The following is a 12,832-nucleotide window of genomic DNA, read 5'->3' as shown; positions in this document are numbered from 1 at the left end:
CGGAGGGCGGCGCGGAGCGGGCTCACACCAGCTGTTCCAGCGTCTTCCACAGCTGCGGCCAGCACTCCGTGAGGTACATATGGCCGCCGGTGAACTCCACGGTGTCGAAGTCCTCGGAGGTGAATGCGGCCCAGTCGAGCCACTCCTTCTCCGGTGCGAGCGGGTCCTGGTCCCCGCGGATCGCGGTGATCGGCAGCGGCAGCGGATCACGGCCGAGCGGTACGTAGTCCGCCATCAGGTTCACGTCGGCCCGCATCACCGGCAGCAGGAGGTCACGCAGTTGCGGTTCGGTGTATTCCGGTATGTCCCGGCCCGCGATGGCCTTGGCACGCTCGATGACTTCCTCGTCGTCGCCGTCCAGCCGTTCCGCCTGCCGGTAGGAGGGGCTGGTGGAGCCGCTGACCACCAGGCGACGGGGCAGCGGGCCGCCGGTCTCGGCCAGGTGCCGGGTGGCCTCGTAAGCGAGGATCGCGCCGAAGCTGTGTCCGAACACGAGGAACGGCTGCCCGTCCACCGCGGCGTCCTGGATGCGTCGTGCGGTGCCGGACGCGGCCTCGGCGATGGTCGTGTAGAACGGCTCGCCGAACTCCTCCTCCCGGCCGGGTACCTGGATCGGTACCGCCCGTAGCACGGCGGACTCCGCGCCGCGCCAGCGGCGGTAGATCCCGGCTCCGGCGCCCGCGAAGGGCAGGCACATCACTGCGGTGGTCATACGGCGTCCTTCGGAAGGGAGGGTCCGGCATCGGAGTCGGCGCAGAGCAGGGCGAGCTGGTCATCGAAGGCGCGCAGCAGTGCGGCCGTCCGGTTCTGCCAGGGGCTGCTCAGCGGTGCCTGGGCGATGCAGTGCAGGGCTCCCGCGGGCAGCTCCGTCACATGGAGCTGGACCTCCGCGTGTCCGCCGATGGGCGGGGTGGAGAGGGCGTGGATCCGCACCGGGCCGGCGGCGTGTTCTGCCCGCTGCCAGCTTTCGAAGGCGAACAGCGCCTGGTAGACGGGCATCCGTCGGCCGGCCGTCGCCCGGCCCGAGCGGATGATCTCGTCGCACGGCAGGGCAGCGCCGATGATGCTTTCGCGCAGGGAGCTCCAGACCCGCTCGACGGCGCCGGGCCCGGACAGGCCGGGCATCCGCACGGGCAGCGTGTTCGTCAGGTAGCCGATCTCGTCGGTCTGGCCGGGCGTGCGTGCCGCCACCGGCGTTCCGACACAGAAGTCGGCGCCCCCGGTGAGTGCGGCCAGCGCCCGGCCGAGGGCCGCCAGGAGCACCGCGTACGGCGAGCAGCCGCCACGTCTGGCGCGAGCTCGTACGGCCTGCCAGGTGGCGGCGGGAAGCTCGACGCTCGTTTCGGCCAGTTCGGCCTCGGCCAGCTCCCGCTGGCTGGGGCCGGGAACCGCGGCGGTGTCCGGCAGGGGGAGTTCGGCCGCACCGTCGAGCAGCGTCCGCCAGTGGGTGGCCAGTTCCGTGCGTTCGGCGGGGGTCGGCTCGGCGGGACTCTGCCGCTCCAGGGCGGGCAGGGCGGGGTTCTCCCCTGCGGCGGCCAGGGCGTAAGCGCGGGCCAGGTCGGCGCTGAAGATCTCCTGGGAGAACCCGTCGAAGGCGATGTGATGCGCCAGCAGGTAGAGCGTGGCACCGGCCTCGTCGGGCGCCAGGGCGGTGCGGAGCACGCGTCCGGTGGCGAGGTCCAGGGCATCGTCCGCCAGCAGGGCCGCAGCCGCGTCGTGGGGGCCGGTGCCCGCGGGGAGGTGCAGCGGGGGCGCGGCGTCCCGGGGTGGGAGCGCCTTGCGTACCAGCCGGCCCTGTTCGACGACGAAGGCGGTGCGCAGCGCCTCGTGGCGGGCGGTGACCGCGCCCAGGGCCGCCCGAAGGACGTGCCGGTCGAGGGGGCCGTCGACCCGGATCCGGGCGAGGGCCCGGTTGGCCCGGGTCGAGGGCGCGATCTGCTCGCCGACCCAGAACTGCCGTTCCAGCGCAGAGGCCCGCTGCACCCGGACCGTCGTGTCCTCACTCACGGGCCAGCTCCTTGCCGGAATCCGCGGAGTCCTCGGCCGGTGCCGGCTTCGTGTCCATGTCGCGCAGCGCTCGGCTGCGCAGCGAGACGAGCACCAGGACGATGTACGCGGTGCCGAAGAGAAGAAGGGTTCCGCGCAGCCCGATGCCATGGATCGACCACCCCGCCACGAGGATGCCGATCGGGGCGGCGCTCATCCCGACGGCGGAGGTGAGGGCGAAGACCCGGCCGAAGGCGGCTTCCGGGACCTTCTCCAGCATCACGGTGGAGAGGGCCGGATTGAGCGGTCCGGCCGCGAGGCCGAGCAGGAAGGAGATCACGATGCTCAGCACCACGCCCGGCATGCCGCCCAGGGCCAGCCGGAGGGCGCCGATGACCAGGAAGCAGCCGAGCAGCGTCCAGCGGCGGCTGGTCAGCCAGCGGGCGCTGGCGGGGCTGTAGGCGAACGTACCGGCGACTGCGCCGCAACCGGAGGCGGCGACCAGCCAGCCCAGATACTGTCCGCTGCCGAGCACCTCGTCCGAGTAGACCGGCAGGATCACCGGGTTGAAGGCGTCGTCGAGGAAGTTGGTGACGAAGACGAAAGCGGTCATGGCACCGACCACGGGAATCCCCCGCACCAGCTTGGCCCCCTCGGCGAGCTGCCGGAAGAAGCCATGATCACGCGGGGCGGCGGAAGCGGATGCGGACCTGTTGGGTACGCCGACCGCGACCAGCAGGGCGGACAGCAGGAAGGTACCGGCGTCCACGTACATGCCGGTCACCGGTCCGGACACGGCGACCAGCAGGCCGGCCAGCGGTGCGCCGACGAGCAGGCCGAGCCGGGGGGCGCCCTGCATCCACGAGTTGGCGCTCGCCAGGCGGACCCCTGACTGCTCCGCGAGCGGCTTGATCAGGCTCTGCCGTGCGGCACCGGTCGGCGTGGAGCCCAGGCTGCGGCCGAAGAGCAGCCCCATCAGGACGGGCAGGGGCAGTCCCACGGTGTTGTCGAGCAGCGGGACCAGGCCGATGGAGACGCCCGCGACGACATCGCTCAGCACGCTCATCCGCTTGCCGCCGATGCGGTCGATCCATACCCCGCCCACGGCACCCGCGAAGATCAGCGGCAGCGTGTTGGCGAAGCCGGCGAGTCCGGTCGAGACGGAACTGCCGGTGGTGTGGAGGACGTACAGCGGCACGGTGATCACCGTGATGGCGTTGCCGAAGGACGACAGGTAGTGCGCCAGCAGCATCATGAACAGCGGCCGGCGCTGCCGTGTCGCAGGCGCGGTGCCCGGGTCAGAGGTCATGGGTTTCCTCCGGACGGGTGGGGGGTGTGCCGTCGTGGACCGGGGTGCCTTTCGCGTCGGCGAAGAGGCGTTCCAGGTACTGCTCCTCGACCCCGACGAGGCCGGGCACCGTGGAGCTCTGCGGGTCGTCCGGCCGCAGCGGGTTCCCACGTGCCAGGAGCAGTGCGGTCAGTTCGGGGAGCGTGGCGCCCGGGGTGATGTCCCCGGGACGCATGTCGAAGCCCGCGCGGCGGAGCAGCCGGGCCAGCCGGGCGGCCAGCAGCGGCGTGCCGCCGCTCGCGGCGAAGGCCTCGTCGGGGGCGTCGCCGTACTGGGCCAGCGCCTCGCGCCAGGCGGCGGCGACGGCGTCGCGGCCCCGGGCGGCGGGACTGACGAGGGGCGTGTCCGGGGAGGCGGCGAACAGCTCCACCAGTTGCAGCAGGCGCCGGGCGAGGCGGTCGATGGTCTCCGGTTCGAACAGGGCGGTCCGGTACTCGAAGCGGCCGTAGACCAGGTCGCCCAGGTGCCACCAGGCGACCGTGACGTCCATGGAGGAGATGCCTTCGGGCACGGCGTTGGCGTAGACAGTGGCGCCGGGCACGTCGTAGGCGACCGTCTCGGCCAGGTCGAGGTGGACCAGCATGGTACGCAGCAGCGGGTAGCCGTGCGCGGTCCGCTCCGGCGCCGCGGCCCGGACGATCTCGCCGAACGGCGTCTCGTGATGCGCCGAGACGGCCGCGCCCGCCGCCTGGGCCGCGGCCAGGAAGTCGTTCGGTGTCGGGTTCTCCGGTACCCGGATCCGCAGCGGCACGTTGGTCAGCAGAAAACCGACCAGGTCCTGCACCGCGGCCTGGCCGCGGGTCACGCTGGGCACCCCGACGAGGATGTCGCGCTCGCCGCTCTCTTCGTACAGCAGGGCCGCATACGCGGCGGCCATGGCGTTGGCGACGGTGCTGCGCGCGGCCTTGGCGCGGCTGATGAACGCGGCGGCCGTGCGCTTGTCCAGTACGAAGTTGTGCTGGCGGCCGCGCCGGTCCTCGGTCTCCACGGGGTGGTCGTAGGGCAGCAGGGGCGCGTCCGGGGCGTCGGCAAGGTAGTCGCGCCAGAAGGCACGGTGGCGTTCACCGTGCTCGGTGTGGAAATAGCTGCGCTGCCAGTGCGCGTAGTCGCCGAACTGCACTGGCAGGTCCGGAAGTTCGGGTCTCCGGTGCTCCAGCCGGGCCCGGTAGGCCTCCAGCAGCTCCCGGTTCAGCCGTACGTACGACCACTGGTCGGTGAAGGAGTGCGGCATGGTCTGGACAATCTGGTGGTCGCCGCCGCCCAGGTCGGCCACGCCGATCCGCAGCACCGGGTCACGGGTCAGGTCGAACGGGCGACGTACGTGCCGGGACACGAAAGCGCGGCGGCGCTGCTCCTTCTCCTCGGCGGGGCCGCCCGACAGGTCGGTGAAGGTGAGGTCCGCGCCGCGGTCGGGGTGGACGCGCAGCCGTGGCTCGGCCCCCTCCACCTCGACCGTGCTGCGCAGCAGTTCATGCCGGCGCACCACGGTGGCCACCGCCTCGGTGAACGCGTCGCGGTCGAACGCGCCGACGAAACGCAGACCGAAGCCGAGGGTGTAGGTGATGGTGCCGGGGTACAGCTGGTCGAGGATCCACAGGCGCTCCTGGTCCATGCCGAGGGGCGCGGTGTCGCGCGGCCCCGTGCGCGGCGTGAGCGGCGGCGGCCCTTGGCGTTCGCGGGACAGCCGCGCCATCAGAGCGGCCCGTTGCCGGGGCGAGAGTCCCGCGAGCCGGGCTGTGAGGGCGGCTCTGTCGGGGGCTGCGGTCATCGTTCACGCTCCGCGGGGAGACAGGCGAACAGGGCGGGCAGGGCGCTGAGCACTTCGTCGGTGGGCAGGCCGAAGTCGACGAGGAAGCCGACTTCGTCGGCGCCCGCCTCCCGCAGCTCTCCGAGGACGGCTGCCGCCTTGGCGGGCGGCCCCAGGAGCGAGGGCCCGGCGAGATAGTTGAGGTAGGCGCTTTCCAGCAGCAGCTTCTCGTCCTCGCCGGGCGCGGTGGTCTGATTGCGGTAGGCCCGCAGATAGCCGTGCATCGCGGGACGCAGGAACTCCTCCAGGTCGTCGCGGTCGCTGACGTACGCGTGCACCATGACCACCACGTCGCCCTCTCCCGGGTGGCCGGCGCGGCGCCATGTCTCGCGGTAGTGGGCGATGTTCTGCCGTAGCTGCGGCATCGTCTGGCCGAGCAGCGCGGTCATCACACCGAGCCCGGCCTGTGCGGCCGAGGCGAAGGTCTGCGGATTGCCCGCCGAGGTGAGCCAGACGGGCAGTTCGCGTCGTACGGGGGCCGGGCCGGTGCGGACGGCGGCGGTGCCGCCCGCGGTGGTGGGGTGGCTCACCCGCTCGCCCCTCCAGTGGGCCCGTACCTGGTCGACGATCCGCAGGGTGTCCTCACGGCGCCGGGCGTAGTCGGTGCGGGCGAGGACGAAGTCATCGGGATGCCAGCCGCTGGCAAAGGAGAGCCCGGCCCTGCCGCCGCTGAGGTTGTCGACGACGGACCAGTCCTCGGCGATGCGGGCCGGGTGGTGCAACGGCGCGGCGACACTGCCGGCCCGGATCTCTATGCGTTCGGTGTGCACGGCGACGGCCGCGGCGAGCACCGCCGGGTTGGGCGAGTGCCCGCCGAAGTCCACGAAGTGGCGCTCCGGCAGCCAGACCGCGTGCAGGCCGGCGGTGTCCGCCTGCCGGGCGGCGTCGAGGACGAAGCGGTAGTACTCCGGTGCGGCGACGGCGTCGGCGCTGGCGAAGAAGTACAGGCTCTGCCGGTGGGGGGCGCCGTCGGCCCCGGCCCCGGCGGGTGTGCCGTCGGCGCGGGGCTGGAGGCGCCGCCCGAGCAGCCTGCGCTGCTCGGGCGTGAGGGCTGCCAGTCGGCGGGACAGGTCGGTCACGAGGCCTCCTCGATCTCGTCCAGCAGCCGCAGGAGTGCGTCGTCGTCTCGTTCGGCGGCCAGTTGCTCGGCTCTGTGGATGAAGGCGGCCAGGTCGGAGTGTTCGTAGAGATCGCCGAGCACCAGGGCGAGGAGCAGGGTGTCGTTGATGACGGCGATGAGCTGTGCGGCTTGCAGGGACGTGCCGCCGAGCGTGAAGAAGTTGTCCTCGGGCGTGAGGGGCGCTCCGCCGAAGGTGTCCTGCCAGATCTCGGTGATCGCCGCGGCGATGTCGCTCGACCCGGCCTCCGGCTCGGCGGCGGCCACCTCCTTGGACGCGGCGGGGGCGGCGGCCTCCTGCCGGCCCGGCGGTGCGGTGTCCACGACGTCGTGGAGCGCGGTGGCGGGCGCGTCGAGCCAGTGCCGGGTGGCGGCGAACGGGTAGCGCGGCAGCGGAGCCGGACGCTCCGGCAGGGGCGGTGCGAAGCCGAGAGGGCAGCCTGCTGCCCACAGTTGGGCCAGGGCGGCGTCGCGGGCGAGTGTCGTGTCCTGGTCCGAGCCGCCGAGCAGTTCGACGGTCCGGGGCGGGCGTGACATGTCGAGTACGCGGGCCGTGCGGCGCACCGGATTGGTGAGCGACCGGCTGCCGCCCACCCCGATGACGACGTCGCACCGCCCGGCCAGCAACGTGCGTACGCCGTCGCCCAGCCGTACGGTGCCCCGCAGTTGGGCCGCCCAGTAGTCGGGCGAGGTCGCCTGCTCCGTGGTGAGCGCCGCGCCGGTGAGGTTGGAGATCACTGTGGTGCGCGGGGCGGAGAGCCGCAGCGTGCCCAGGAACTCCCCGAAGCGGGCGGCGGCCTGTTCCATCGCGCGGGTGTGGAAGGCGTGCGAGGTGGCCAGCCTGGTGGTGGCGAGGCCGCGCTCGGCACACCGTCGTTCCACTTCGGCGACGGTGGCGAGGTCACCGCCCAGGACGACGTCGTCGGGGCCGTTGACGCCGCACACGTCGGCCGGCAGGCCGTCGACGAGCGCGCGGGCCGCCGTCTCGTCGAGGGGCACGGCCAGCATCGCCCCGGCCGGGGCCTCGCCCATCAGCGCGCCGCGCCGGACGACCGCGGCCGCGGCGTCCTCGACGTCGAGCACCCCGGCGTACGCGGCGGCGGTGAGCTCCCCGATGCTGTGGCCGAGGAGGGTGTCGGGCCGTATGCCCTGGCGCTCCAGCCACCACAGGTGGGCCAACGAGGCGGTGAACAGCAGCGGTTGGACCACCGCGGTGTCGAGGAGCCGGGGGTCGCCGCTGCCCCAGTCCGCGAAGGACCGCAGGTCCGGGCCGCCGGCGTCCAGGACGGCGGCCTGCAGCCGGGCAAGGTCGGCTGCGAAGGCCGGGTCGTCGGCCGGCAGGTCGGCGGCCGTGAGCCGGATGCCCTGCCCGGGCAGCAACACGGCCACGGCGGGGTCGGGCGCGGCCGGCGGCACGTCGGCCGCGCGGGCGGCCTCGTGCAGGCCCTGCCGCAGCGCCGCTCGCATCCGCGCGGCGTCATGGGGCAGGGCGATCGCGGCCCGGTGTGCGAGGTGGCGCCGGCCGTGCCACAGCGTGCCGAGCACATCGTCGAGCGGGACGTCCGCGCCCGGCCCGTCGAGCCAGTCGGCGAGATCCTGGGCGCGGTCGCGCAGCGCCTGGGGGGTGGCGGCCGACAGGGCGGCGACTCGGGGGGTGCCGGCCGGCCGGTCCACCGCATGGGCGCTGCCGCTCTGCGTGGGCCCGCCTCCGGCAGGGCCGTCCGCCGCTGCGGGCGCGAGGACCACGTGGGCGTTGGTTCCGCCGAGGCCGAAGGAGCTGACGGCGGCGCGGCGGGGCAGCGTGGCGCTCCACGGGCGGGCTTCGCGGGGGATGAAGAACCGGGGGGATCCCAGGTCGGCGTCGGGTCCGTCGCCCGGCTGGGAGGGGAGCGGTGGCACGGTGTCGTGCTGCAGGGCCAGCACCGTCTTGATCAGCCCCACCACTCCGGCGGCGGTGTCGGTGTGGCCGATGTTCGGCTTCACGGCGCCGATCGCACAGCCGGCCTGCGCCGTGCCGTACACCTCGGCGAGTGCGGCGAGTTCGACCTGGTCACCGAGGACGGTGCCGGTGCCGTGGGCCTCGACGTAGCCGATGTCCGCGGGGGTGAGCGCGGCGACCTCCAGGGCTTCGCGGATCGCCTCGGCCTGTCCGCGGGGGCTCGGCGCGGACATGGCCATCCGGTCCGCTCCGTCGTTGTTGACGGCGCTGCCCACGATATGGGCCCGCGCGGCCCGGCCCGGCCGCGGAAGGTCGGCGCCCCGGCGCAGCACCACGACGCCGGCCCCGCTGGCCGGAACCGTCCCGCCGCTGCCGCGGGTGAAAGCCCGGCAGCGGCCGTCCGGCGCGTAGATGCCGCCCTCCGCCCACCGGTACTCGGGCCGTTCCACGGGGAAGACGGTCACGCCACCGGCGACGGCGACGTCGCACTCGTACGTCAGCAGGCTGCGCACCGCCTGGTGGACGGCGACCAGCGAGGTGGAGCACGCCGTCTGGACGGTCATGCTGGGGCCGGTCAGGCCCAGGCGGTAGGACAGGGCCGTGGCGAGGTAGTCGCGGGAGTTGCCGAACAGGATCTGCTCGGCTCCCTGGGTGCGCACGGTGCGGTCGTGGCGCCGGACGTTGTGGTGCAGGTAGTCATCGGGCCCGCAGCCGACGAACACGCCGACCCGGTCGGTCGACCGGGTGGTGTCCAGTCCGGCGTCCTCCATCGCCTCCCAGGCCAGCTCGGTGAGCACGCGGTGCTGGGGGTCCGTGAGGGCCGCCTGCGCGTGTGTCATGCCGAAGAGTTCGGCGTCGAATTGGGCATAGCGGTCGATCTGCCCGGCGGTCATCGGCGCTTCGCCCGCCTGCTCGACGGGGTCGCCGGCCGCGGGCACGGTCACCTTGCCCGCGACGAGGTTCGCCCAGAACGTGTCCGGGTCCGACGCTCCGGGGACCCGCAGCGCCAGGCCGACGACGGCCACCGTGTCGTCCTGACGGTCCGACTCAGTCATGCCGGTGCTCCTTCACGTACGTACGACCGGGCCGGGGCGTTTCCCCCGGGGCGAACGGGCTCGGTCATGACTGCGCCGCGTGCCGGCCGAGGGCGGCGGCCAGCCGCCTGGGGGTGGAGTTGCGGAAGACGTCGCGCAGCCGGACCTCGGGGAAGTCCTCGCGCAGTGCCGTGACGAGCAGTACCGCCTGCACCGATGTGCCGCCGAGGTCGAAGAAGCTGTCGTCCGCGCCGACGGGGACGCCGAGTACTTCCTGCCAGGTTTGCGCCACGGACGCCCAGGGGCCGTCGGGCTCCTCCGGTGCGGTGTCCCGACCGGGGGCGGGCGCCGTCGACGCGGGCTCGGGAAGGCGGGCGGTGTCGAGCTTGCCGTTCGGCGTGAGGGGCAGTTCGGGCACCGCGGTGAGGGTGGCGGGCAGTGCGTGCCCGGGGAGCCGGTCGGCGAGCCGGTGGCGGATGTCGGCGAGCGCGTCGGGCTCGTCGGTGACGACGTAGGCGTCCACCCGCGCGGTGTCGGGGCCCCCGGGGACGCGCACCACGCAGGCGGCGGCGCGTACGCGCGGGTCCTCCAGCAGGGAGTGCCGGATCTCGCCGGGCTCGATGCGGTGTCCGCGGATTTTGACCTGTTCGTCGAGGCGGCCGAGGTACTCGACGCGGCCGTCGGGCAGAAAGCGCCCCAGGTCCCCGCTGCGGTAGAGGCGCCGGCCGGGCAGGTCCGGCAGGCCGTCCAGGAACCGCTCGGCGTTCAGCTCCGGCCGGTTCAGGTACCCCTGGGTGACCCCGGCGCCGCCGATGTACAGCTCACCCGGCACTCCGGGGGGCACCGGCCGGCCGCGGCCGTCCAGGACGTAGACGTCCCAGCCGGGGACGGGCCGGCCGATGGAGCGGCTGCCCCGCCGCGCTTCCTCTCGGTCCACGGTGTGCCAGGTGCAGAAGACGGTGGTCTCCGTGATGCCGTACATGTTGACGGCGCGGCAGACGTCCTCGGGGTAGCGGTCCATCCAGGGCAGCAGGACGCCGCGGTCCAGGGCCTCTCCGCCGAAGATGAGCAGCCGTACCGCGAGACCGCCGTCCTGGAAGGACCGGGTGCCGACGAGTTGGGCGAACGCGGAGGGCGTCTGGTTGAGGACCGTCACGCCCTCGGCGCGCAGCAGGGCGTGGAATGCCTCGGCATCGCGGGAGACGTCGTAGGGGACGACGACGAGCCGGCCGCCGCTGAGCAGACAGCCCCAGATCTCCCAGACGGAGAAGTCGAAGGCCAGGGAGTGGAAGTACGTCCAGACGTCGTCGGGTCCGGGCGCGTAGCCCGTTTCGGTGGCGGCGAGCAGCGCGATCACGTTGCGGTGGCTGACCAGGACGCCCTTGGGCCGGCCGGTGGAGCCCGAGGTGTGGATGATGTAGGCCGTGGCATCGGCGGTGAAGGAGGGCAGCGGCCGCTCCGGGTCCTCGGGGACGGCGTCCACCGGGACGACGGACAGCCCGCCGGCCGCGGACAGCAGCCCGTCCGCGGTGATGACGGTGTGCAGCCCGGTGTCCTCGATGACGAACGCCAGCCGCTGCGGCGGATAGTCGGGGTCGAGGGGCACGTAGGCCGCTCCGGCGCGCAGCACGGCGAGGACCGCCGTGACCTGTCCGATGCCACGGTCCAGGCACACCCCCACCCGGTCGCCGGGCCGTACCCCGGCCTCGCCGAGCGCGGCGGCCAGGTTGCGTGAGCGCTGGTCCAGTTCGCGGTAGGTGAGGCGGTCGGCGCCGCAGACGACGGCCGTGCGGTCGGCGGCCTCGGCCGCCTGGCGTGCGAACCGCTGCGCAAGAGTGTCGGCGGGTACGTCCAGGGGCGTGCCGCGGCCGGTGGCGAGCCCGTCGAGCAGCTCGGGGCCGGTGAGCGTGGTCACCGCGCCCAGCCGCTTCGCCGGGTCGCCGGTGAACTCGTCGAGCACCCGGAGCAGTTGCCGGAAGAAGAGCGCCGCTGCCGAGTCGTCGACCAGGGCGCGCTGGTGGCGCAGCAGCATGCGGATGCCGCCCTGCTGGCCGGGCTGCTGGTAGAGGCCGATCGTCAGCGGGAAGTGCGCGGTGCCGAGGCCCTGGTCCGCGTGCGGTACGGCGGCCGGCTCGCCCTCGGTCAGGTGCGGCAGCGCGTCGATGGCGGCCAGCACCACCTGTGGTGCGGTGCGGGCCGAGGCGGGCCAGACGGCGGACAGCGGCAGGTCGGCATCGCGGTATGCCCGCACTCCGCGGCGGTGTACGGCGCGCAGGAACTCCGACACGGTGCTCTCGTCGTCGAGGCCGACGGGGACCGGCGCGGTGGTGTTGAAGTACCCGACGGTGCCGGAGTGAGCGGCCGGGCGGCGGGAGACGGTGGTGCCGACGACCGGGGTGGCGCAGCCGGAGTTGCGGCCGATGACGAATCCCGCGGCGGCCAGCACCACCGAGTGGGCGGTGATGCCGAGGTCGGTGCCGAGCCGCCGGATGCTCTCGTGCAGCGCGGCGGGGACGATCGCCTCGGCCACTCCCCCGGCCGGGCCGTCCTCGGCCGGTGGGCCGTCGGGTGCGGCCCAGTCGAGGGAGGGGGCGCTGTCGGCGGCGGCGAGTTCGGCGCGGATGGCGGGCGCGTCGGCGCTGCGTGCGGACAGCCGGCCGCGGGCCGCCGCGGCCCACTCGGCGAAGTCGGGGCCGCTCTCCACGGTGTCGGTGAGCAGAGCCCGGGCGATGAGGCCCATGGAATGTCCGTCGACGACGAGGTGGTGGGCGACGATCAGGAGGTCGGCGGTCTGCGGCCGGTGCCGGAGCAGGACGACCCGCAGCAGCGGTCCTTTGGCGAGGTCCAGCGGGACGCGGAGTTCGTCGTGCACGCGTTGTCGTGCGGATGCGCCGTCCGGGTCGGCGTCGAGCACGGCGCACGACAACTGCGGGCGGTCCGGGGCCTCTTCGAGCAGCCAGGACTCTCCGTCCCGCACCACCCGGGCGGCGAGCACCGGATGGGCGTCCAGCAGCCGCTCCAGCCTCCGGGCCAGCAGGTCGGCGTCGAGGGGGCCGGTGATCCGGTAGACCGCGTTCACCAGATAGGTGGCGGGGTCGTCGGTGGCGTGGTCCGCGGTGTAGAGATCGACCTGGTTGGGTGCCAGCTCACAGCCCATGGCTCAGCTCCCCGCGGCGTCGGTGGTGAGCAGACGGGCGATCGCCTGCGCCCCGCCCGCCTCCAGCACGTCCAGATACTCGACCTGACGGCCCGTCAACTCATACAGGCGCGCGGTCAGCAGGACCGCGCGAAACGAATCGCCGCCGTTCTCCAGAAATCCCGTGCCGGTGTCCGCATCGGGCCCCAGAATCTCAAGCCAAAGGCCCGCCGCCAGGTCCATGACATCGCCGGCAGAGGCGCCAGAAGGGTACGAATTCGATTCCACTGACAAGTCCCCCGAATTCCCACTGATCCGAATTCATCGCCGCCCGAAGTGGCGGCGGAAAATTTCTCGGACCGGCGGCTGCCGCTGTCAGCACGCCGCCGTGACTACCCAAGATCACGAATCCTGGGCAAGAATACCGAGCTCACAGTACCGATCCAGCCGATGGTGATCAATGTG

8 protein-coding genes are annotated in these 12,832 nt (G+C 73.4%); all 8 read right to left on the bottom strand.

Features of this window, described 5'->3' with window-relative positions; all coding sequences use genetic code 11:
* Positions 1-22: 22 nt before the first annotated feature.
* Positions 23-712, bottom strand: a complete 690-nt coding sequence (locus ACZ6WH_RS07905; protein WP_469726811.1) for a thioesterase II family protein — start codon at positions 710-712, stop codon at positions 23-25.
* Positions 709-2,007 carry a condensation domain-containing protein gene (locus tag ACZ6WH_RS07900; protein ID WP_469726809.1) on the bottom strand — a complete coding sequence of 433 codons (1,299 nt, stop codon included), beginning with the start codon at positions 2,005-2,007 and terminating at the stop codon, positions 709-711. The genes ACZ6WH_RS07905 and ACZ6WH_RS07900 overlap by 4 nt, the downstream gene beginning before the upstream one ends.
* Positions 2,000-3,295, bottom strand: a complete 1,296-nt coding sequence (locus tag ACZ6WH_RS07895) for an MFS transporter (RefSeq protein ID WP_432851608.1) — start codon at positions 3,293-3,295, stop codon at positions 2,000-2,002. Before ACZ6WH_RS07895 ends, ACZ6WH_RS07900 begins: the two co-directional genes overlap by 8 nt.
* The gene (locus ACZ6WH_RS07890; RefSeq protein WP_469726807.1) at positions 3,285-5,102 is read right to left on the bottom strand and encodes a condensation domain-containing protein; all 1,818 of its coding nucleotides are present in this window, start codon (positions 5,100-5,102) and stop codon (positions 3,285-3,287) included. The genes ACZ6WH_RS07895 and ACZ6WH_RS07890 overlap by 11 nt, the downstream gene beginning before the upstream one ends.
* Positions 5,099-6,220, bottom strand: coding sequence for a MupA/Atu3671 family FMN-dependent luciferase-like monooxygenase (locus ACZ6WH_RS07885; RefSeq protein ID WP_469726805.1), 1,122 nt, complete (start codon positions 6,218-6,220; stop codon positions 5,099-5,101). The genes ACZ6WH_RS07890 and ACZ6WH_RS07885 overlap by 4 nt, the downstream gene beginning before the upstream one ends.
* Positions 6,217-9,252 carry a type I polyketide synthase gene (locus ACZ6WH_RS07880; protein WP_469726804.1) on the bottom strand — a complete coding sequence of 1,012 codons (3,036 nt, stop codon included), beginning with the start codon at positions 9,250-9,252 and terminating at the stop codon, positions 6,217-6,219. The genes ACZ6WH_RS07885 and ACZ6WH_RS07880 overlap by 4 nt, the downstream gene beginning before the upstream one ends.
* Positions 9,253-9,316: 64 nt before the next feature.
* On the bottom strand, positions 9,317-12,388 hold the full coding sequence (locus tag ACZ6WH_RS07875; protein WP_469726802.1) for a non-ribosomal peptide synthetase: 3,072 nt from the start codon (positions 12,386-12,388) through the stop codon (positions 9,317-9,319).
* A gap of 3 nt (positions 12,389-12,391) precedes the next feature.
* The gene (locus ACZ6WH_RS07870; RefSeq protein ID WP_469726801.1) at positions 12,392-12,655 is read right to left on the bottom strand and encodes a hypothetical protein; all 264 of its coding nucleotides are present in this window, start codon (positions 12,653-12,655) and stop codon (positions 12,392-12,394) included.
* Positions 12,656-12,832 lie beyond the last annotated feature (177 nt).

The sequence above is a fragment of the Streptomyces sp. NPDC050806 genome (genome assembly GCF_055586425.1).
Note: the sequence above shows the minus strand (reverse complement) of the source record. Positions and strands in the feature narration are given on the sequence as shown.

What these genes read in the sequence shown, in the direction of transcription:
- ACZ6WH_RS07905 (WP_469726811.1), bottom strand. Translation starts at nt 712, where the DNA reads ATGACCACCGCAGTGATGTGCCTGCCCTTCGCGGGCGCCGGAGCCGGG.
- ACZ6WH_RS07895 (WP_432851608.1), bottom strand. Translation starts at nt 3,295, where the DNA reads ATGACCTCTGACCCGGGCACCGCGCCTGCGACACGGCAGCGCCGGCCG.
- ACZ6WH_RS07890 (WP_469726807.1), bottom strand. Translation starts at nt 5,102, where the DNA reads ATGACCGCAGCCCCCGACAGAGCCGCCCTCACAGCCCGGCTCGCGGGA.
- ACZ6WH_RS07880 (WP_469726804.1), bottom strand. Translation starts at nt 9,252, where the DNA reads ATGACTGAGTCGGACCGTCAGGACGACACGGTGGCCGTCGTCGGCCTG.
- ACZ6WH_RS07875 (WP_469726802.1), bottom strand. Translation starts at nt 12,388, where the DNA reads ATGGGCTGTGAGCTGGCACCCAACCAGGTCGATCTCTACACCGCGGAC.